We start from the raw sequence: 21,769 nt of genomic DNA, 5'->3' as shown, positions 1-21,769 counted from the left end.
ATCTTCATCATTTAACTCATCAAAAGAATTAAGAGAAAGCCGATGAACGAGAACCCACTGCTCGTAGAAGTTTCGAACTGGAAACTCGAGGCAAAGCTGGAAAATACGGAGCGCTACTTCTATCACACGCGCGCGATTGATCGACTGGCGCAAGGCCAGCGCTCATACGTTATCGGGAGAAAAGGCACTGGGAAGACAGCAATATGCGAGCACTTGGCGACGAAATCTGGCCAAGGGTATTTTGCTCAGAAGCTGACCTTCAAGAACTTTCCCTTCAATCGCCTCTACGAGTTAACTGACAACGGGTTCACCGCTCCGAATCAGTACATCACCCTTTGGAAGTACTTGATCTACTCCACCGTTTGCAAACTGCTATCGACGAATCCAACGGTGGATGTGCAATCCAGAAATGAACTCGCGCGCCTCTTTAACATCGATATCTCAAACGCACTTCCGTCTGCCGTTGAAAAGTGGACCGATGTGAAGTTCGAGGTGAAGGTCCTCGGTACCGGAGGAGCGTTTCAGGGTCAGAAGAAGCATCAAGAGGGAGCGCGTCTAGAGCTCGGAGAAAAAGTCGAGGTTCTCGAGGCCTACATCAGAGGGAAACTGGGCAACCAGACTTACATTATTCTCTTCGACGAGCTTGATGAAGACTATAAGGACGTAATTAGCCCCGAGAAGCACAGAAAGTTTACGGAGCTCCTCACGAGTCTATTCAAAGCAGTCCAAGACGTCCGGTCAAAGTTCAAGGAGCACAAGCTCTACCCCGTGGTATTCCTTCGGGATGACATCTATGACGTGCTTCAGGATCCTGACAAGACAAAATGGAGTGACTACAAAATTGATCTATCCTGGGATCGCGATTCGATTAAGAACCTCCTCGCATTTCGTATATCGCGTGCGGCGGACCCATCAGCCGCTCCGGCCTTGTTTGGGGCAGCGTGGAGTCGATTGTATAGCGGCGGTGAGATTGGATACGGAACCCAAAAACAACGTTCCATGCCAGCGTTTGAGTACATCACGCGCAGCACACAAAGTCGGCCGCGTGATTACATCAGGTATCTTCAAGTCTGTGCAGATAAAGCATTGGAACAAGCACAGCAAACTATTACATCACGCATCGTTCAATCCGAAGACAAATCCTTCTCAAATTATTTGAGAAGCGAGCTAGAGGACGAGATCCATGGGATCATTCCGGATATTAAGAAGATCCTGAACCTGTTCTCGAACCTAAGAAAGCAGACGATGCCGATCGACGTCTTCTTGAAGCTTTACGCCGACGCGGTGAAGCGCGGAGAAATGACTCAAGAGAACGGACAGTTTGTACTAGAAATTCTGTTTCACTTTAGCGTGATTGGGAACGTACCGCGCCAAGCAAATCAGTCCGTTTTTCGATACCTGAATCCCGACGCCCGACTCAACATGAGCGAGCACATCTGCGTACATCGCGGGCTATTCAAATCGCTCCAAATTCTATAAAGGCCGCAAGGGCATCGAGTATCTGAACCCGACAGCGAAAAGTAGGGCCCTATCCTCTGGCGCGTCGCCTCGTGGGTCGTTGGTTCATCAAAACGGAAGCACACCCGCGATGCTCAAGTCGCGGGAAAAACTCATTCTTGTCCGCCAAGCCCAGCGCGTAAGAATTCAGGGAGCGCTGTGGATGGGTGTTCCTGCCGGGCGGAGGCGACTGACCGACATGACGGTGGATGAGGCAATGCAGAGGGAGTAATAGGAAGCTAATGGGCGACTGTCCGAATGGACAGGTTTCGCCACCTCCCGAGAAGCGCAATGATGTGGTTGATAGCCCGGGTACATCGGGGGATGTACTTACTCCGGCGCGATCTGACTTTGTGGTGGGGGCTCACAATGAGATCGAGCGTACTTCTCAAGATTTGCGTATCGCTTTTTGCAGTCCACGCATCCGCGTGCACACCACTCACTGCATATCGAGGAACTCTAGATCCCTGTCTGCGGGCCTCGGAATCAGCATGTGCGGACCGCCCAATACAAGACGTAGCTGTTGAAGACGGTGCCGGCTACCGAATTGGATATATCGAGTTTGACGATCAGGGGCATCTTTTTGACCGTCGACAGTTAAACGCAGTAGTTGATCCTTTGACGGCGGAGGCTAGCAGCACAGATTTCTTGATCGTCGTATTCGCGCATGGCTGGAAACACAACGCGAAGGGGCATCCTGAAGACCAGAACATTGGGACCTTCAAGGAGGTGCTTTCTCAGCTCGCGAAGACAGAGAGGGAAGTCGCTAATTTCGCCGCAACTCCCCCTCGAAAGGTCGTCGGAATTTACCTAGGCTGGCGTGGATCGTCTGTCAGCTTGCCAGTCTTGGAGGAGTTGACCTTCTGGGACCGAAAGAGCACGGCACACCAGGTCGGGGAGATCGGTGTCGCAGAGGTCCTCTTGCGTCTTGAGGGCATCAAGGATCTCCGTCGTGCGATTCTGTCTTCCCAAAAAGGCAGTGCCGCGTCTGAAAAATCTGAGTGCGATCAGTCCCGAGACGAGGAGCGCAGCCGGCTTGTGGTGGTCGGACACAGTTTCGGAGGCGCGATCGTGTACTCAGCCCTTGCGCATATCTTGGAGGAGCGATTCCTGAACTCAGTCTGCGGACCATTGCAGATGGGTCGCGTGCGTGGATTTGGCGATCTGACCGTGCTAGTGAATCCCGCTTTCGAGGCGATGAAGTTCTCGACGCTTTCCGACATGGCCTATGAGCGCAAGTTCTATCCAAAAGCACAGTTGCCCGTGCTTGCGATTCTGACGTCAGAGGCTGATGTCGCGACATCCAAGTTTTTTGCCCTGGGCAGATGGTTTTCTACGCTTTTCGAGAAGGAGCGGTCTTATACACGACACCGGGGCGACGGCGCTTTTCAGACGATCAGCGAGAAGCTCGCAAACCGGCAGGCGGTGGGCCACTTCGCGCCTTATCGCACACATGAGCTGAGGCCAATTCGGAAGCTCGAATCTCGCTCGAAGGCTGCACCCCCGGCGGAGTTAATGACCTCCGCGGCGCAGCTTCTACAGGGTTGGCGCGACGACGATGGAAGTCACGGGAACCTGCTCTTCGGGCCACTCAGGCTCGATAGAGAACCTTCGGCAGCACCTCGGTCGCCCTATTTGGTAGCGAAGGTCAGCAAAGATCTGATCGGTGGACACAACGATCTCAGTAATCCGCTGATGCTTGACTTCGTTAAAGGATTAATCGTTCTCAAGAGTCAGCCAGCAGGATCTATTCAAGCCTATTCGCAGCTTTTGCAGGCGCAGTAGATTCCGGCGATCGTCTACGGGGATTATGTATGGGCACGGCCAACTGCACGGATAGTAGCTCTGGACTGGATGCAGGCTCTGAAGAGGATTTGATCAGAGCACGCAGAGTGAAGGCCGACATCAGTCCTGAGGGTCGTCCGTGGGCGTTAGCATTCTCCGGGGGCGGTATTCGCTCGGCAACATTCTGTTTGGGTCTTTCCAGAGCCCTAGCGAGGAACGGGCTACTTGCGCGATTTGACTATCTTTCGACTGTATCTGGCGGAGGCTACATCGGCAGCGCCATCGGGCGCCTGTTCTCCGAAAAGGCCAATGCGGCGCGGGTCAGCCAAGGTATAGCCAACGACAGGAGCCTGTTTCTTTGGTGGCTACGTTGTAATGGGCGCTTCTTGCTCCCGGCCGGGTTTGGTGATGCGCTGCAGGCTGCCGCGAGCTATCTCCGAGGCGCTTTAGCTACCCACATAGAAGTAGGAGTCTTAGCACTTCTTCTGTCTTGCGTGGTAATCCTTCCACACTTGGTGATGCTCCAATCCGAGCCCATGCTCGCCCTGGGAACCGCTCTTGGGAACCCATGGTGGATTTTTTTGCCATTCATCACGTTTGCCGGATTGGCGCTGCTTTTTTCGTACTGGATCGCCAGGGACGATACGAAGCAATGGATCGGAGATCTTACGTGGTGTTCAGTTCTGTTTGGCCTCTCAATGTTGCTCTATTGGTGTGCCCTCGAAAAGGCGGACAGAGGTCCGGGTTACTGGACCTTGATCATCTTCGCAGCGGTACTGCTTTCTGCCCCAATAGGGGGAATTGGATATGCACTTTATCGGTTTGGATCTATCTGCTTGCACGCGCTCCGATCACGGCTTCTGGATCGTGAGCTTGCGCCAGCGCATATTCGGCTTCGCCTAACTGTTTGGCTCAGCCGCGCAATTGCTGTATCGGCTTTGATCCTGATAGTCGGCGTCATGGATCTGCTGACGTGGATGGCAGCTTCGAAGCTGACATGGTTTACCGCCAACTTGTACGCGAGCGGTGTCGGTTTGACCGCGGGGCTTGTTTTGGTCCTTCGAGTGGGAATGCCGAAAATTCAGAAGTATCTGGCGGAGCCAGGCCAAGAAGGTCGACTGACGCAGTTCTTGAACGCCCTTGGCCTTCTGCTGACGGCACTTATCGTCTTGCTGTGGTTGGTAGCCGCGCAGTGGTTTGTCTTCTTCTTCCCGCTCGCGGCCGACGAGGCAATCTGCCCTAACGTTGCGATCTGTGTACAGAACCCATTGGATCTTCTGGGGACCGCCGCAGGTCGCTGGATGGCCCTGGCCGCAATGCTCTCGTTCTACATCCTGCTGACCGGACGCAATGCGGAGCAGGTAAATCGTTCCTCGCTGCACTTCTTCTATCGGTCGCGCTTAGCTCGCGCGTATATCTCCTTAGGCAACTCACCCGATCACGATACGGACGAAGGTAGTCGACGCTTTGAAGCCTCTCCACTGAACAGGGCGGACCGCAGTAACACCGAGGAGGTGGGGAAAGTAGGCGAGTTCAGATTGGGTGATGATGTCGCACTCAGAGATTATCGGCCCTACGATCACGGTGGCCCAATTCACCTGATTAATTGCTGCATCAATCAGACGGTAGACGATAGAACGGGTAATTTTAACGCGGATCGGAAGGGCGTAAACCTCACCGTCAGTTCTCTTGGAGTCGAAATTGGAACTCGTGCGCCGTACGACGACGGAATTCTTGGCAACACCAGCCTTGCTCAGTGGGTCGCCATATCGGGTGGCGCTGTGGCGCCCGGTATGGGATCCGAAAGTCGCTTTGGCTTGTCCGCGCTCAGCTTCCTCACGGGTGTCCGGCTTGGCTTCTGGTGGAGCCGAGACAGCGGGGTATACGGTAGGCCTTGGTTGTCGAAGTACTCTGCAACTCTCCGGGAGTGGTTCGGGAAATTTCCTGGATTGTCAGCTTCCCCGCTATTTCTCTCTGACGGCGGCCATTTCGACAACACGGGCATTTACGCGCTACTCAAACGACGCCCTGAGATCATCATAGCGGCGGACTGCGGTGCCGATCCCGACTATCTGTTTGGAGACGTTGAGAATTTAATTCGGAAGGCGCGAATAGATTACAACGCGAAGATCGAGTTCATTCATCCCGGCTCTCTGCGCGGAGTGGCGGATCTTAAAGACTATCTACCCCATTTCGGGACGCCCGATAGCATTACAGCGGAGGCAAAGCGAACTTTCCTTCTGGCCGCACGTGTGGAGTATGAAACCGGCGAAGTAGGCGCGATTATCTTCGTAAAGCCACGCCGAGTTCGACGTTTACCACTGGACCTGGCGGGCTACTCAGACCGGGACACAAAATTCCCCCAACAAACGACGGGAGACCAGTTCTTCGATGAAGCGCAATGGGAGAGCTACTGCGAGCTGGGGAAGCGTCTAGGTCTCCACATCACCAAGAGGCTCGTCGATCTAGCTCCGAAGATCCTTGCAGGCGAAATCGCCGAAACTCGCAATTTGGCCTCAGAAGTCGTCGCTGTAGATGAGTCCGAGTCCGGCAGTCGCCGTGAACGATTCAGTATTCCCGTCGGAAAAACCATCGGGGCTGGTGCCGCAGTAAGTTTGCTCGTCATTGGATGGCAAGTTTGGCAGGACTCGCGTTCCGCGTGGGCGCAGGCTCGGGACGGTGAGAGCGGCGCTTTGAGCGGACTGATTCAGGATGGCCGCCTTAAGCTCGATGCGCAAAGCGCGGGGGTCAACGTGCCAGTTGATCGCGCGCTGTCCGACTGGATCGGATCTCTGGATCGAATTGAAGTGAAGCATGGCGGTGGAGCACGCACCAAAGCGCATGATCAGATTATTTCGACCGTATATCAGGCCTGTCGTGCAGAGCCAAAAACGATCAATGCTGCGCGAAGCAACTCGCAGCAAGAGTTCTGTGCGATCTCGCTTGCAGTCCTCGCAAGCTCGCGCAAGTCGGCATGGGACTTGACCCATCGGCAATACTGGAGCCCTGTTTCTCTAAACGCACCGGCAAAGACCTCCGCTCAGAAAGCATGCTCCCGTATAGACGGATTGCGTCGAAAGCTCGTAATCCACACGACTGACAACAACCTTCAGACTGGAAAATTTAGCAGCGCTGCGGTCGAAGCTGGATTGGACGTCGATATCCAAATTAGAGGGAGTGGAGATAGCCTCGCGGATCGCGCCTTGGACTTCGTGGAGTTCGGGGGGCCTATGTTGCTCGCTGGTTTAGAGGATGAAGCCTGCGTAAAGGAGCTGCGTAACCTTTTGCCGAACATCTTGGGAGATTTGGACGACGAGGTAGTTCCTGGATTTGATTCCACGCAGGGTGTGCTTCAACTCTGGCTTCCGCGCCCAGGAGCGAAGCCGATTGCATCGATGCACCCACCGGGATTGAAGACATACCAGATTCACATCAAATGGGAAGGAACACCGAGGAAAGAAATTGACGGACTGAGGGATCAATTAATGCTCGGCAATCAAGAAGGCCTCACTTTCATGGCGCTGGATAGGCCAGAGAGAGAGGGCTTAGCTCGGCGTAACGAGGTGATTTACTTCGCGGCCGCAGATCAAGCGCCTGCCAAAGAACTGGCCGAGCGGACCGCCAAAATCTACGCTGAAAGGAAATGCCCGCTGTCTTCGGAAATTTCGGTGAGTTCATCCGCTGACGTCGCCGTGCCAGGCACTCTCAGATTGAATCTGAGCCCGCCCCGGTGTTCGGCACTTTCTCAGTCCTCGACGCGTTGAAATTGGCAGCGGCCACGGAGATTTGGTCGCATTCTCAGATAGCCAAGCCAGCCATCGGTATCGCCTAAGTCTCAGGCCACGCGTGGGATCCAAGTAGCGCATCAAGGAGACATCTGTGAAGGAAGATGGACGATCATTCGCCTCGACCCTCGCGAGAAGCTACGTCCAATTACTGGAGTTGGGTCTTCTCGTAATTGTTGTCGTGCTGGCTATCTCCTCAATATCTGAGATGGCTGCGCGTCAAGCCGTACACGCGAGTTTTGAGGCCGCCATAGATCGGCTGCAGGCGGACTTTATTTCAAGGACGCATGACTCTGAAGACGGTAGTGCGATCACATCGAGCAGAGAAAGTGCGCGGGATAGGGACGTTCTTGTCCAAGAACTCCGGATGATTCGCGAGCTTCAGGCCCGAACCAGTGACCTGGTAATGATGGGAGCTGATTCAGAACTGGAAACGTTGCGCGCCATTCGAAGACACGCAGCCGAGGTTCACGTCGCGGCATTGATGATCGTCACAAAGCCCGACGATGCCCAACTGGGCGCCGAGGTGGGCAGCCCATACTCCGGCCGCGCCGGCGCAGTCGGTATTTTAGATGTCGTTTTAAGGGTAATGGGTGGCTCTATCGGCGAGATGGGCAACGACCATCTACTGGCACTGGCCATTATGGCGTGCAGCGCCATAGGCACATTCATCGCAGGGCTAAGAAGTAATCAGCTAATTTCGATCCGCACCCTTGCCCTCGGAGTCGCGACTGGATTTGTCGTCTATCTGGCCATCAAAGGCGGGACATTTTTTTTCATGCTTAACGCCGACGAACGACCAATGCTTTTTAACCCTTACGGAAGTGCTTTCTCCGGCCTTATTGCGGGCTTGTTTACCGAAAAGGCCTATGCGTTTCTTGCTTCTGTTGTCGAGAAGGCATCAAAGAAGATTGAGGAGACAGTTGGTCGCTGAACGCGATCTTCACTAAGCAGCCTTCTGTGCATGTCGTTGGTCGAGAGTGCTGCCTTCTAGCAGTCAATCGTTTGCGCAACATTCGATACGTTGACTCTCGTCGGCTTGAGCAGCGTGAGTTACTCAAATAGGTAGTGCCGATCTTCAGTCTAGTCAGCAGCTATTGGACAGATTGCAGCGGCTTTTTCTCGTTCTTAGAGGAGGCTTCAGTGCACATTTTGGAACAAATTCACAAGGTCTTCAGCCAAAAGATCGCTATTGGCGCGAATGTCCAAGTTACTGGATACACCATCGTACTGCGCCTCATTGCCTTGGCCGTTACGGCCTCTTGGATTGCATTCTTTCCGTCCTACCTTCTGCTAGTTCACATGAAGGTTGAGCGCTTTTACTCGTACGATGTTTTCACTACCGGTGTGCTCGGGGTGTCCGCATTTCTGATGCTTGTTGCACTGCTTATTGCCGTGTCTTCGTTCTATCTGTGGGGCTTCGTCATTATCTTTAGACGTGCGGCTATCGATAAAGCCAAGAGCCTTTGGATCGCAGGTTTCATCTTTGTTTTGGTGTCGATTTTCTTTCACATCCTGATCTTCGACGCTGGAATTGAATCAGATCAGTTACTGAGAACGGCGTGGATCTCCGTACTCGGCGCCGTATTTTCATTCGCCGTGGCGGGATTTATGACAGATCCAGTTCGAAGCCTCGTGACTAATTGGTATGCGCCACTGCTCTCGATCGCAGTTTCCGCGGCTGTGCCGATCATCTTTCCAAACGTGACCTCGGATGTCGTTCGAACCGGTCTGGTTAACTTTGGAGTTGGAGGCGGGGTTCCGGTCACGGTATATCAAGCGGATACCGGCCGCGCCATCAAGACTGGAAAACTACTGTTACTCACGCCCGATTACACTTACATTCGCGACTCAGAGGATAGCTACGTCTCGATATCCCGGTCGAACCAGACTTATGTCTCGGTTGGGGCGAAAGAAGACCGCAAAGAGGCAGAATGATTAAGTTCGCGCAGAGGGGGTAGTCCTAAGGCCGAAATTTTGGGGCAGATACAAACGGGCCTCGGTATGCCGAGGCCCACGGGGACTCGACAGAGTGCCTCCTTTTGGGAGAGGACTCGTCTAGAAGCACAGCGGCTAGACTTATTTGCAGGCCAGTTACCAAACTGCCCACCAATTCGGCCGGATCTGATTCGTCGTTCTGCTGAAATGGCCGACTTAGATCAGTTCGATGCGGCCAACGCATAGACGAGTTGTGAAAAGCAGCAAGCCTAACTTGCTGCTTTTCGAAGAAAATGACGTCAATCACACTCCTGTTATCTCTTGAAGACCCGATAGTCGGCACCTCCGCCTGCCCGCGGAGGCGGTGTGTTCTCACTGGAAAAAGTCCCCTCTCAGCCCTAGATACAGTCGCTTGCGGCGTTCGTTTTTGAAGCACCGCTTAACTGAAGGACTGGGAGAATGGAATTATGGGCAGAAGCAAGCATCAGATCGAAGTAGGGCGCAGCCCGGTCGAGGACAAGTTCGTCTGCGCTGGCTGCGTCGACGACGAAGACCTCAAGCTCTGGATATCGAAAGAGGCGGAGGCACAGGACTGCAGTTACTGCAATGCCTCGGACGAGGCGCCGATTGCGGCCTCCGTTGACAGCATTTCAGGGGCTATCCACGCGGTGATCCAGCAGGAATACGCCGAGCCCGCGGGCGCCGGCGTCCCGTTCGAGAGCGCGGAAGGTGGCTACCAGGATGAGACGCTAAGTACTCGAGAGGTCCTAGAGGTGATAGGCCTGGACGGTGACGAGCGCTTCATCAAGGACGTCATCGGATCTATTCACAACGACCACTGGGTCAAAGCGGCGGGCGGTCACTGGCTTGGACAGAGTGACTCGACGATTTTGAAGTGGAGCTGGGATAGCTTCTCGAGCATCGTCACGACGCAGCAGCGCTACTTCTTCACACTCATTGATGCCATACCGTACGAGCCTGACGAGCTCACACCCTCAGAGTTGCTTAAGAAGCTCGGCGGCCATATTGCCGCCGCGCATCTCTTCACGGACCTGCGCAGTGGTACGTTGTTGTATCGCGTGCGTGCGCGGCAAGAGGGCGAGTCGTGGATCGCAGATGCCGGCAGTCTGGGCGCTCCGCCACCTGGCATTGCTGGCGCCGGCAGGCTGAACCCCGCCGGCATCCCGTACCTCTATCTCGCAGCCGAAGAGTCCACCGCATTGGCCGAGGTTGCGCCTAAGCAGCCCAGCAAGCCGGTATACGGTGTATTCCGGGTGGAGCGGCCTCTGCGACTCATCACCCTCACCGGCGTCATTCCGTTACCGAATCGGTTCGATGTCGATCGTTATCAACAGCGCGAGCAAGCTCTTTTCCTTCGCGCGTTCGTCGCCGCAATGAGTAAACCAATAAAAAAGGACGGCTTTGAGCACGTCTCCTACGTACCAAGCCAGATCGTTTCGGAGTACTTTGCGCATGTCTTCACGATTGCAGGTGCGCGCCTTGATGGAATCATGTACGACAGCACCGTGCAGCCAGGCGGCAGGAACGTTGTCCTGTTCCCCGCGCGACGGGATCAAACATACCCCGGGGATGCCGTAACCTTTGTGTCGGCGCACGAGTGATTCAATCGAATCTGTGAAGATTGATGACAAGCAGGTCCGGGAAGTTCAGTGACGACCTCCACTGAGGTCGAAACTCATGCCGCATAGGAACCTGGACGTCGGACTTGGTCAAACTGACCGATATCTATCGTGAGATTGGTCAATTTCAGCCTGATTTTCTAGGCAGCTTAAACGGATCACGCATTTGGCGTCGTACTTGAAGGCTGGGCGCCACGGTGTCGCTAGCGACGCACGGAGCAACTACAGATCAATCTGGTCCCTATGGCAGCTCTATGGGTGCCGTGCAATCAAGCGCTGATTTTCTGCGTTAACGAGGCTGCGTCGTTCTGAGATTGGGCATGCGCCAAGTCATAGACGCTACGAGCCAGTGCCGCAATTGCCTGCGTAACACGCGTTCGCGACGTAAATTTTTGATGTTTATGCCGCAGGAAGCAGCTCAACACATGTTCCGACCAACTCAAGAGGTCCGATTCGAGCCCCTGGGGAAATGGCTCATGCGCCAGCCTGTTCCGGAGGCGGTTTAACTGCTGCATCGCCTGGATCTCATTATGAAACTTGGCAGCCGTGCTGCTTGCTTCACTGAGCGCCATCAATTTTCTGCTGAAAGACAGCGCCCTAACTTGAGCGCAGGTCAACGTCGTATGGGTCTCGACAGCTTCGGAGAGCATTACCTCGACCATCAGGTGCCCCTTAAGTAGCGCCAACTCAGTGCTGCAGCAATCGTCCAGGTTGACCCAAACCGCATAGTCAATTAAAGGGGATGGAATCATTGGGTAAATCTCGCAGCCGGATCACAATGATCTTAGCGCCCCTCGAGCCTCCAGGCTGCTTTGCTGTGCTCCGACCAGGCCATTCTTTGCATGCGGCGCGGAGCTGAAGGCAACTACCAGCGCGTTTCCTAATTCCCACCTTGCCAGCCATCCATCTTCATAAACGAGACTGCCCTCCTAACTGCAGTCTTATCTACGAAGAAAGGATATGTAAGTGCTCGGTACACCCGTACCTCTGTTGGCGTACGGGTGTCCTGTATAGACTATTAAAGGGCGATTCCCCGGCGATAAAACAATGCCAATCGGCAGAGAAAACGCAGCGCCCGATAAAGCTCTCGTTGCGAGAACAATCCATCGTCCGACCGGTATTAGTGAAGGTGGTAATTCGCTACGTCGGCAGGCGGCAATGGTTACGCGTCTCGGCAGTTACGCCTGAGCTACGAACAAGCCAAATAGAACAAGCCCGATTCCTACGAGAGCGCCCGCGGCTCTCGAGACCACCCATTCCGTTTCGATTGATACAGAGGAAAATTCCGAAACGCGAACCAGCCACATTCTTCGGAACTCCTGAGGGGGACTCGATCGGCGGATGAGTGCTTCGTGCGCTCCGAGCAGAAGGACGCACGTTAGTATCAACAAACCTATTGAGCAGTTAGCGATCCGTTGTTGTGGGGCGTTCTGCAGAACGGTTTGCGTCAAGGCAATTTCACCGCCAAGAGATGCCAGCAGGAATGTGACGTAGCTCTTGTAGAAGTCCGCTGTTAGCTCGACTGACTTTTCTTCGCTCAGCATGATTTCTCCGATTTGGCTCCGTTCGCGCTCTGGCAGCGCGAAGCGGCGGCAGGGATGCTTGGCTAGTCCCGAAGTTTAAGAGACACCGACGCTACGGTTTGCTGGAACTGACGGCAAAGATTGGCCCGATCCGATTTTGCGCAAACAAAATTTCGAGGGATTCTGGATTTCCCTTTGGCGGCGTATGCGAAATTCGTGATCGGTACGCCGGTACGCGATCGATTCGCCAAGGATTGGTTTGAAGTTAGGCCGTTAAGATAGGGCTGCGGATCAACATCTTGATCGCATCACATGCTCACCCATGCATCTGCCCGCAACTAGGAGGCAATGTGCCCAACGCTCGCTATCACTTCACTCGCTCCGCTGGAGTAGCTGGATCTATCTCGAGCCAGCGCGCGAGTACCGATGCTAGGAATTGCTTGCTCCGATGGACGGAAGCTGCGGCCGGCCGACTCGCGGAGCCTTTGGATGATCTGGATGATTCGTTGCTCGCGGATCTCGCTTGGAACATTGAAGACTCCGGGGCCGGTGCCCAACTGGACGATCTCTGCAGAAAATTCGGCGTATCAAGGAAGTTTCAGCCGGACTGAACGCCTTGACCCCGCGGCCTCGGCTCAAGGGTCTATCTAGTAATGGGAGTGGGCATCTCGAAAATTAGATGATCCGAAGCATTGATTTTCCAATCCAGGGGGCGCGGCGCATAGCTCTGCGGTTCTCGCGGTGGCCGACGGCCGTTCAAGTGAAAGTCAATAATAAATTGACATAAACGTCAATTGACGTTAACGTCAATTTATGGAAGCCGAAACCGATCTTGTGTCGTTACCAGAGCTGCTCGACGAAGCGCGTGTGCTTAGCGGCCTGACGGGTCGTGCGTGGGCGAGTATCGCCTGTGTTCCACCTGAGACCATTAGCCGGCTACGAAATCGTGGAACGGGAGACTTTTCGACCGTTGCCAGACTGATTAGCTCGGTAGGCTTGGAGTTACGCTTGAAACGACGCACGGAGCCTTTGAATCCGCACAAGCGGCTGGATGCGCGTAGCGCAGCGCTACACGCAGCGATCGCCAGCCGACTCCTGAACGATCCATCCCTCATTGAGCGCAAGGTGATTCCCAACATCATCAAGTTCAAATCAATGCATCGCGGATCGGGGACAGAAAGGTTGCTACAGACATGGGAGCGCGCCGCAAAAGAAGGCGCGGTGTCTCTGGCTAAGTTGTGCCTTGATCGAAGCGAGGATTCTCAGCAGTTGCGGCAGACTTCGCCGTTGACCGGAATTCTTTCCTCAGACGAGCGTCGCGAAATCTATGAATCGTTTGCAGCTTGAGCACCTGATTCGCGCGTGCGGCAACATCATCAAGGACGCCCGCGGTGCGGACGGACCCGAGGCGGACATCGTCGTCGTTGGCAGCCAGTCGATACTCGGGCGGATTCCAGACGCACCCGAACAGCTGACTATGTCGATGGAAGCAGATATCCGGTTAGACCGGGAGCCCAACGAAGTTGTACAAGCCGTTGAAGCTGTCCTTGGGGAACTCTCTGATTTTCACGATCTACACGGAATCTATGCGCAGACGGCAGCTCCGGAGACCGCGACGCTTCCCCGGTCCTGGCGCGAGCGCTTGGTCACCATCCATAACGAGAACACTGGGGGCGCTCGTGCGCTTTGTCTGGACCCGCACGACTTGGCATTGTCTAAGTACTTTGCAGACCGCGACAAAGACCGTGACTTCAACCGCGAACTCATTAAGCTCCGCCTCGTTGATTTTGAGCAGCTAAGCAGACTTCTCGAGGAAATGCCCATTGATCCTGCCCGCCGGCAGCTGATAACGGATCGCATCGCAGGCGACTTCGCGAAGTACGGTCCGGACAGTCTTTCAGTGGCGAATCCTGAGCTCGGAAACGAGCGCACGGCGCCCAGAAGACGAGCCAGGCCGGATGCTAAATTCTGAGCGGTCTGCTCTGGAGTCTGAGGTCACTGAAACGGCCTCTGCGGCCAACTGCTTTGCATAGTTGGCGGGCGTCAGTCCGAAAACGAAGCCTCCGGGATCTGCGCAACGGTGCAAGCCAACCTCGCTACCTGCGCATCAGGAAGCGACAGCCCCTTTCGTCGTCAACCGGGGATGCGCGACACGGGATCTTGGAACGCGGGGGTGCCCAGAATCTCGCCCTGCGACTTCCGCCGGCACTGGAAGTCCAGCTCTCCGTGACTGAAACATGGCCAGCGCAGTGGTAATAGCCACGTGTACGCGTCGAGATAGAGACGGCTCACCCAGTTGCGTATTGTGAATCCCTGCGGCGAGCAGAGCCGTCTCGGCGTCATCGGCCCATCGCTGAAGGGCCTCGATCTGGGCGGAACTAAACGATTCGCTCCGCCCAAATTGCCGAAGGAGATCCTCGAGCGCATCTAATGCTTCGGAATTTCCGTCGACCAAACCAGCCCTGGCGATCTCGACCGCACCGACGATGAGCCTATGCGGCTGTATTTCGATTGGGCGAGGGGAATCCGGCAGACCCCGACCTCCAACCAGCCAGTCGAGGCTAACGTCGAATCTGTCCTGAACCCGCTCTAGAAAATCCAACCCCGGTCGCTTCACATCGTTCACCACATCGCTGATGAAGCCAGATGAGCATTCGAGGATCCGCGCAGCTTGAGTCTGCTTTAGGCCGCGCTCCGCCAGAAGCTCTGAAAAGCGCTGGCCAAAAGTGTCTGAACTTCCCCGCAAGTTGCAATCTCCGATTCAGTCGTGAATGGCGAATGTGCATCATATTCGCCATAGAGATAGTACCCCCTAGGCGATAGGGTGCGCAAACCGCATTCTTAGGTCCCTTGCGCAGCCGGCTTTAGACGGGCAATCTCCGTGGTTTATGAGTGGGACAGTCGTAAAGGCCTCCCGCGGCCTCGAGCCAAGCCAGCGCAGCCAAGCTAGGCGCCACCGCGCCAAAGTAACGCTAAGGAGTGTTGATATCTCTTTAGAGATACTTTATTGTCCAAATGCGAAACCGATGAATCCAGTTGAGATCCAGTATCGCTTGAAGTCCTTGGGGTATTCGCAGCGCGTGCTAGCGGCGTCGCTCCAAGTCAGTCCTGGAGTCGTCTCCAATACGATTTGGGGGCGGACCACGTCGTGGACAGTCGCGAGCAGAATCGCCGAACTATTAGGCAGTGAGCCTTCTACGCTATGGCCTGAGCGGTACTGCTTCAAACCGCGGGTAACTCGAAGGCGGCCTGCATCAGCCGACCGCACTGAAACTGAAGGGGAGGACAGCGCGTGAAGTAACCAATATGCGGTGCTACGCCAAAACAAAAAACGCCCGAGGCAGGCCCCGGGCGCGGAAAAGTAGCTAAACATACAAATCTCAAGCACTTTTTATCGCGCCTAGCCCCTGAAGTCAAGGGCGCTCGCCGTTTTGGCCTCCATTTATCACTTATCGCGCAGGCGCGCGACGGGCGCTTCTGGCCCAAAGGAGGCTTCATGTCGCAAGAAGAGGAAACCACCCAGAGGAGGAACAATGGGAAGTCATTTGACCCGTTTAAGCACCGGCAGCTCAACGGCGAGACCCCATTCATTCCAGGGACGAACTACGTATTCGAAGGCCGGGTTGTCGAGCTTAAGATCTTAGACGGCGAGGAGTGCCTAGTTTGGGATCCAGTTGAAGCCCGGGAAGTTGAGTGCCGTATCGGTGAATTGACGCTGCCGAGGCCGCAGCCGGTTGCGGGGCTACGCCGCCCCGCGCACCTTTCGCGAGGTCAAGCAAAAAACGCAGCTCGGCTGCGCTCCGCGATGACCTTGTACTTCAGCTTGCCGAAAGGGCAACGGACGGCGGCGAAACTGGATGAGATTGCCCAAGCGTTCAGGCTAACTGGAAGATCACTGCGTCGTCGGTTCGCAAACTGGAATGGGCGCCTGAATTCATTGCTACCTGGGAGCCGAGGCCCGCGGCCAGACAGCAAGCGCCTGAACATTAAAGTCGAAAACATCATCTCGTGGGCGATCAAAGCCAGGACAGAATCCGGAGAGGCCTGGGGAATAACGGAGCTCGTTGACGATATCCAAGTTGCTTGCAAAGCGGTGAACCCACCTCTTGATCCGCCCTGTGAACGCACAGTCGAGGACCGACTTCGGAGAAAGGGGTACAGCCTGAAACGGCACCGAAGTCACGGGCACAAGAAAGCAAACGAGAAAGAGAATCCGCACCTTGGAACCTATGATGCGGGCCTTCCGCTATCGCAAATTGAAATTGATCACACACGTGTCGACCTGATGGTATGGGACAGCGTAGAGCGAGTGGGCCTCAGGCGTCCGTGGTTAACCCTGGTAATCGACTGTGCCTCTCGGGTGGTGCTCGGGTTCTATCTCAGTTTTGACGCACCAAACTCTGAAAGCGTCGCTTGTGCGTTGCTTATGGCTATGCTGCCGAAGCATCAGCTGCTCAAAGAACTCGGCCTGGGCGACCTGAAATGGGATGTATGGGGTCGACCGAAGTCGTTGCAAACAGATTGGGCCCAGGAGTTTCGGAGTAAGGCCTTCCGCATGGTCTGCGAGAACGCAGGCATACGCGCAAAGCTTCGGTCACTTGGCCAAAAGCACTGGGGCGGCCGCATTGAACGATTGATCGGCTCGTTCATGGGGAAGGTGCATATGCTCCCCGGGACAACCTTTAGCAATCCGAAAGCGCGTGACGGATATGACGCCGAGCACAAAGCGACGATGGATCTATCAGAGCTGAGGTCATGGTTAGTCGCCGAGATTGTCAATTACAACAATAGCGGGCACAGAGGCATCAACAAACGCACTCCCTACCAGATGTGGAAGCACCTCCTGACGACAGCGGAAGGCGCATATATCCCCCCGCCATTCGTCGACGACGGATTCTTCAAGCAGTTTGAGTACGATGTGCTCCCGCCAAAGAGAGTGAAGGTCCACGGGAGGCATGTCGTTTGGAACAACCGACCCTATGAGAATGGCGTCTTCTCGTTGTTTAAGGTTGGGTCGTACGCGGAGATTCGCTACCGCCCGACAAAGCTGAGCCACGTTCTATTTAGGGACAAGTTGGGGATCGTTCATGAAGTGGCTACGACACAGCCACCAAAGCGTGCAATCTCACTGAGCGAAGAACGCGCTGTTCGTGGTGCGATCACACTGCAAGCCGCGGCCGACCCTGACGCGGATAAGCAAAGAAAGTCGTCTCGCGAGCACAAAAATAGAGTCACCGCGGAATCGAAGGCCAACACTTTAGCCGCAAGGACTGGCCGTCGATCCAAGTTGCCTGATGCCAATCGCCCTGTGACTGACGGTCTGTGCGATGGAGAGTTCATCATTCCGCGCAATGTCATCTGGAACTAGGCATGAAGAATCCCCAGAATGCACTTGAGCATCTGCATCCTGATGCACGGGAGCGCTTGTCTTTGCCTGCAGAGCAGAGAATCGAGTACATCCGCAGCGTTAAACCTTTCCAGGAGTCAGTCGATCTTCAAGATGACTTCAAAGTCTTCGACCTGATTTTGGATCAGGGTCCAGGTGAGCGCCGCCGTAATATTCGCTTACTGGGCGACCCAGGGCTCGGCAAGACATCCATTCTGAGGGAGATCAGCAGGAGAAATCCTTCTGCGATCATTCCCGGTACGACGATGTGGAGTATGCCGGTCGTCATCCTTTGCATGACTGCGCTCGGATCAGTGGAGGAGTTCTGCGACTATTTGGAGAAGACAATTGGGATCCCTCCGAGCATTAAAAAGCGCGGGGCGCGGGCCCGCATCGAGGAGTGCGCCCAATTCCTGAATCGGGCCCACTGCAAGATTGCTGCTTTTGATGAATTCCAGGACCTGATGAAGGCCAAGGCCGATGTGCGCAGGTACATCATTCAGCTCGTCAAGGTCTTCGTCCACAACGCGAGATTTCCCGTCTGCGTTTCAGGCTCAGAGGAGTCGATTACCGCGCTCTCCGACTGCAAGCACATGAGAGCTCGATTCCGCACCTGTGTGGAAAGAAAGTCGTGGTCGAACAACGACCATTTCCTGACGTGGATTTTCGGACTCGTTGGCCGATTTCCACTTAAGAATCCCTCGAGGATTTTTGATAGGGAAACGCTGACTCAAATCATCGCCAGGTCAGAGGGGAATACCGAGACGATCGTCTTCTCCACTCGGATGTGCGCAATCGATGGGGTCAAGAGCGGAAGAGAGACGATCGATCGCGATCAACTTCTCAAGATGCTGCTTGTATGACTGTCCACTTACTCTCTCGGGTGCTTCCGTCCGCGCCGGCTTTGCGTTCGGACGAATATGTTGAGGACTGGCTGGCCGTCGTGGCCAGCCTGTTCAACTCCAGCCCCGCCGCGGCGTTGGAGGTTCTCTCTAGAGAAATAGGCGGGCAGACGACAGTTGAGGGCACTCCGATTGACGTGCTCAGTCTAAAGAACCGGATTGAGTGCGAACTTAGGTCGTCGTGCGCACCGCTATCCTTAGCCGACACCAAGTCATCATTGCTGGCAAGCCGAGCTTACTGTCCGCTGTGCACAGCCGAAGACCTGAGGCGCAATCGCTTACCGTACTTTCGCGCAGAGTGGGCCCAAGCGTTCAGAACAATGTGCGGCAAGCACGAAACACCACTGTTCTCCTGGCGCCTTGGGCCTAAAGAAAATCCGAAAGGTATGCCCGACTGGATTGTCGGCAATTATCGTAAGGGGCGACCTTTAGGCGTTCGTTTTGCCCGAGCCAAAGAGGCAGATAGATACCGTGCACGTCTCTCGATCTGCCGGGAGCTGCGCCGTTCTCGACAACTTGAGGGTGAGCTAATTGAGGTGGTAGAACAGCAAGTCCTATGGGAGTCGGTCTTGCTGTCCCCGCGGCATCACCGACTAATCCAGGTCATTGCCGGTCGCGATCCACATTCCTTCAGGCGTGCATTTGATGACCTTTGTGTAGCCTATCTTGCCCTGTACACCTCGGACTGGCGGGAATCCCACCCGCTCGCAAATTGCCAATGGTTGGGGCCGAACTGGCTCTTTGCCCTCCCTTCCAGGGTCCCATTCAAGGATATTGACCTCGGGATGCCCCTGAGGGGCACCAGCGACCCGGCCCAGCGGCGATCCGTGATCGCGCTGGTCATGCGAACCATCGCAGGGTTCAGCGCGGATATCGTTTGCGACACTGCAGGTCGAATTACGGACGCCGGCGCTACGGCGCTTACAAATAGTCTCGGCGCGCTGTCATCCACCGCAAAAGATTTCCTTGCGTCGCGCTCTGATCGCTGGCCTCCGATTGTCAGGGCGGGGGTTAGGCACGCTATCAATTAGTTCTCGTCGGTGTGCTGAAGGCTGAAAACTGCGTACTCCAGCAGCAGTGGTGCTGCCTCGAATGACTCCGTCGATCGGCGGATCTGGGTCTGCATGCCCGGAGGGATGAGCTCAGCAATCTCGTCGATTACGGCAAGGCCGTTGACCACAAAAGCTTTAGCTGAGAAAAACCCTCCGAAGTGCTGTCGAACCGCTCGACGCGCTGAATCGGCGTTTCGCGCCCACATGATGATGACCCCTTGCGCGTGCCCCGCGCCCGGCGCTCGCTCACTGAGGACCGCAGTAATCACGGACGGGAAGGAGAGCTCAGCCGCTCGACTGCACGGAACGAAGCCGCGATCCGCCCAACTCCTCTTCATAGGACAGCCTCGCGACCTGGGATATCAACCGGTAAACGAACCGAGTTCACCGCGTTCGACGGCTTTTCTGCGCCGATACTCTGGGGCATGCTCTTCAAGGTACGCTGCCGCTGCGTCTCGAAGTTGCAGAACATTCGCAGGGAGTTCCAGATTCAGCGTTCTCGCGACTTGTACGGCATACGCGATCTGCTTTTCGCTTGGCGGCAGAGGCGCGCGTTCGATCACATCGGTCATGATCGTCACAACCCCTTGCACAAAGTCCGCGGCCGCGCGCTCGGCCCTAGGCGAGCCTGGGATTACGGCGAGAACCGCGCGAATCCGATCTTCGATGTGCGGAGGAAAAGGCAGCTCCACGGAAAGTTCGTGGTCGCCGAAAACAAAAAAAAGTGACACGGGTGCCTCCACAGCGAGCCCACCTTGTGCGACCGGCGCGAAACACCCAAGTACCTCGCTCCGGGCTGGCCGCTCGGAGGCATTGGGCCGGGCATAAGGTTTCGCGCGCGCCGACGGGTCCATTATTAACGGTTGCCAATAGTGAGTCCATAGGAGCGCAAGGCTACCCACCACTCGAGGTTATAACCCGATATAGGTTATTCCGTTACGGATTCTAGCTTTATGGCCTTTAAGAGGAAAGGCCATGAGCGGATCGCTGCATTCTGCTGACTACAAGAAGTTCCTGACCGATTTGCGGGGCATTCGTGAGGCCCAGGGCACCACCCAGGTAGAACTGGCTCGTCGACTTAAGGTGACTCAGGCCTACGTCAGTAAGAGCGAGCGGGGCGAGCGGCGTCTGGACCTGCTGGAGCTCTTCGCCTGGCTGAACGCCTTAGACACCCCACCAAACGCCTTCATTCGCGACTTGTTTGCGACCTTGAGGAAGCAGAAATCCGCGCGGTCGGCGAAGAAGTAGCCACTCAGATTCAATGGTCTCTGGCGTAGCGCCAGTTCCGCCAAATGAAGTACAGGTGCACGTAAAGTTAAAGGCTCTGGCAGGCATTTCCCGCTGCTCGCACATGCCAGCCACAGCCTTTGCGTTCCCAAACAAGGGTGGCGAATAGAACTTCAGCGGCACTGATGTGCCGCTGAACGAGCACTCTCACCGACTAAAGGGCTCGAGCCAGTTATTTCAGATGATTTTTAAGCCAAACACTGCACTGCTCTGAGAATCCCCGCCATGCGCCTTCACCAGAAAGCTTAACGACGAGCAATTCATCGTTTTTGTCGATATGTTGCGTCAGCGTATCTCGAATAACTGCAGCAGTGCCCGGATGTTTGACGATCCAAGTAGAGTCCAGGCAGTGCCAGCGATATTCCGAGAGCGCCTCGATTGCTTCGATCAACGCGGCGTAGTCTTGGCCGCTCTTGTTCAGGTCGTAGCCGATTAGATATGAAGGCATTTGTTCCTCTAACTGTGTGGTTGGAAACCTGATTGGTTGCGTGCTTCCTCACCTCGAGAAAACCGCCAAATTCTTAAAGCGCAGAGTTTCACAGCCAGGGCTCGCATGAACAATAGGCCGTAGGACCCGGTGGCTAAGCAGACCGATCTCTCGGCGTTCTAAGTCGAATACTTAACAATTTGGCACCCTACCCGAATGGCCCCTGTGTGTAGGCAGAGCTTATTGTTCGGGCTCTGCCTGCACAAAGTGAGAAGATCGAGGATTGCGGCTAAGGCAAAGTCCTCGCACTCTGGGGTGCTAGTTCAGCACGCTGATCGACATCATGAGCATGTAGCTGTTCTCGGATCCTTCCTCATACTCAGGCGCGCACGCCGAACATCGAATCCGGCCATCCGAATTCGAGATGAAGATCTGAGTAGATTCTGAGTTTCAAGGTGTAGTTCTCTTGTGACTTCCGCCAGAGTTGGCGGTCAGCTCCGGAAGATCTTCGGCGAACCTGGCGGGCTGCTCTCGTTCGTCATTTGGT

The 21,769-nt window shown here is 55.2% G+C and carries 17 protein-coding genes; 12 read left to right on the top strand and 5 right to left on the bottom strand.

Annotated elements, in window-relative coordinates; all coding sequences use genetic code 11:
• The first annotated feature begins 42 nt into the window (after window positions 1–42).
• The 6 genes from AC3WUF_RS06470 (at window position 43) to AC3WUF_RS06445 (ending at window position 10,627) form a co-directional block, all read left to right on the top strand.
• Window positions 43–1,479 (top strand): P-loop ATPase, Sll1717 family, encoded by a 1,437-nt coding sequence (locus AC3WUF_RS06470; protein ID WP_492423681.1) that lies wholly within the window; start codon window positions 43–45, stop codon window positions 1,477–1,479.
• Window positions 1,480–2,145: 666 nt separating this feature from the next.
• Window positions 2,146–3,282, top strand: a complete 1,137-nt coding sequence (locus AC3WUF_RS06465; protein WP_492423679.1) for an esterase — start codon at window positions 2,146–2,148, stop codon at window positions 3,280–3,282.
• A gap of 536 nt (window positions 3,283–3,818) precedes the next feature.
• Window positions 3,819–7,046, top strand: a complete 3,228-nt coding sequence (locus AC3WUF_RS06460; protein WP_492423677.1) for a hypothetical protein — start codon at window positions 3,819–3,821, stop codon at window positions 7,044–7,046.
• A gap of 115 nt (window positions 7,047–7,161) precedes the next feature.
• Window positions 7,162–8,001 (top strand): hypothetical protein, encoded by an 840-nt coding sequence (locus AC3WUF_RS06455; RefSeq protein ID WP_492423675.1) that lies wholly within the window; start codon window positions 7,162–7,164, stop codon window positions 7,999–8,001.
• 209 nt (window positions 8,002–8,210) lie between these two features.
• A complete protein-coding gene (locus tag AC3WUF_RS06450; protein ID WP_492423673.1) occupies window positions 8,211–9,005 on the top strand; it encodes a hypothetical protein in 795 nt (264 codons plus the stop codon).
• Window positions 9,006–9,472: 467 nt separating this feature from the next.
• Window positions 9,473–10,627: a HEPN-associated N-terminal domain-containing protein gene (locus AC3WUF_RS06445; RefSeq protein WP_492423671.1), complete on the top strand. Its 1,155-nt coding sequence runs from the start codon at window positions 9,473–9,475 to the stop codon at window positions 10,625–10,627.
• Window positions 10,628–10,914: 287 nt separating this feature from the next.
• Here the strand turns inward: AC3WUF_RS06445 and AC3WUF_RS06440 are convergent, their stop codons facing one another.
• Window positions 10,915–11,307 carry a hypothetical protein gene (locus AC3WUF_RS06440; RefSeq protein ID WP_492423669.1) on the bottom strand — a complete coding sequence of 131 codons (393 nt, stop codon included), beginning with the start codon at window positions 11,305–11,307 and terminating at the stop codon, window positions 10,915–10,917.
• A gap of 1,869 nt (window positions 11,308–13,176) precedes the next feature.
• On the opposite strand from AC3WUF_RS06440, the gene AC3WUF_RS06435 reads away from it, so the two are divergent.
• Window positions 13,177–13,515, top strand: coding sequence for a hypothetical protein (locus AC3WUF_RS06435; protein ID WP_492423667.1), 339 nt, complete (start codon window positions 13,177–13,179; stop codon window positions 13,513–13,515).
• On the top strand, window positions 13,496–14,140 hold the full coding sequence (locus AC3WUF_RS06430) for a DUF6036 family nucleotidyltransferase (RefSeq protein WP_492423665.1): 645 nt from the start codon (window positions 13,496–13,498) through the stop codon (window positions 14,138–14,140). The genes AC3WUF_RS06435 and AC3WUF_RS06430 overlap by 20 nt, the downstream gene beginning before the upstream one ends.
• Before the next feature lie 135 nt (window positions 14,141–14,275).
• On the opposite strand, the gene AC3WUF_RS06425 is transcribed toward AC3WUF_RS06430, so the two are convergent.
• A complete protein-coding gene (locus AC3WUF_RS06425) occupies window positions 14,276–14,914 on the bottom strand; it encodes a helix-turn-helix domain-containing protein (RefSeq protein WP_492423663.1) in 639 nt (212 codons plus the stop codon).
• 750 nt (window positions 14,915–15,664) lie between these two features.
• Between AC3WUF_RS06425 and AC3WUF_RS06420 the strand changes: the two genes are divergently transcribed.
• The 3 genes from AC3WUF_RS06420 to AC3WUF_RS06410 are packed head-to-tail and all read left to right on the top strand — an operon-like array spanning window position 15,665 to window position 19,487.
• Window positions 15,665–17,536 (top strand): TnsB C-terminal domain-containing protein, encoded by a 1,872-nt coding sequence (locus AC3WUF_RS06420; protein ID WP_492423661.1) that lies wholly within the window; start codon window positions 15,665–15,667, stop codon window positions 17,534–17,536.
• 2 nt (window positions 17,537–17,538) lie between these two features.
• Window positions 17,539–18,417, top strand: coding sequence for a TniB family NTP-binding protein (locus AC3WUF_RS06415; RefSeq protein WP_492423659.1), 879 nt, complete (start codon window positions 17,539–17,541; stop codon window positions 18,415–18,417).
• Window positions 18,414–19,487, top strand: coding sequence for a TniQ family protein (locus tag AC3WUF_RS06410; RefSeq protein ID WP_492423657.1), 1,074 nt, complete (start codon window positions 18,414–18,416; stop codon window positions 19,485–19,487). Before AC3WUF_RS06415 ends, AC3WUF_RS06410 begins: the two co-directional genes overlap by 4 nt.
• Here the strand turns inward: AC3WUF_RS06410 and AC3WUF_RS06405 are convergent.
• Window positions 19,484–19,714, bottom strand: coding sequence for a hypothetical protein (locus AC3WUF_RS06405; protein ID WP_492423655.1), 231 nt, complete (start codon window positions 19,712–19,714; stop codon window positions 19,484–19,486). The two genes, AC3WUF_RS06410 and AC3WUF_RS06405, sit on opposite strands and share 4 nt — an antisense overlap.
• 156 nt (window positions 19,715–19,870) lie before the next feature.
• Complete coding sequence (locus tag AC3WUF_RS06400; RefSeq protein ID WP_492423653.1) at window positions 19,871–20,239, bottom strand: hypothetical protein; 369 nt, start codon at window positions 20,237–20,239, stop codon at window positions 19,871–19,873.
• Between the two features lie 244 nt (window positions 20,240–20,483).
• Between AC3WUF_RS06400 and AC3WUF_RS06395 the strand changes: the two genes are divergently transcribed.
• A complete protein-coding gene (locus AC3WUF_RS06395; protein WP_492423651.1) occupies window positions 20,484–20,756 on the top strand; it encodes a helix-turn-helix domain-containing protein in 273 nt (90 codons plus the stop codon).
• A 211-nt stretch (window positions 20,757–20,967) separates the two neighbouring features.
• Here AC3WUF_RS06395 and AC3WUF_RS06390 read toward each other — a convergent pair whose 3' ends face one another.
• A complete protein-coding gene (locus tag AC3WUF_RS06390) occupies window positions 20,968–21,243 on the bottom strand; it encodes a SinR family protein (protein WP_492423649.1) in 276 nt (91 codons plus the stop codon).
• Between the last annotated feature and the right edge of the window lie 526 nt (window positions 21,244–21,769).

The organism is Fontimonas sp. FW305-C-3 (assembly GCF_058783185.1).
Note: the sequence above shows the minus strand (reverse complement) of the source record. Positions and strands in the feature narration are given on the sequence as shown.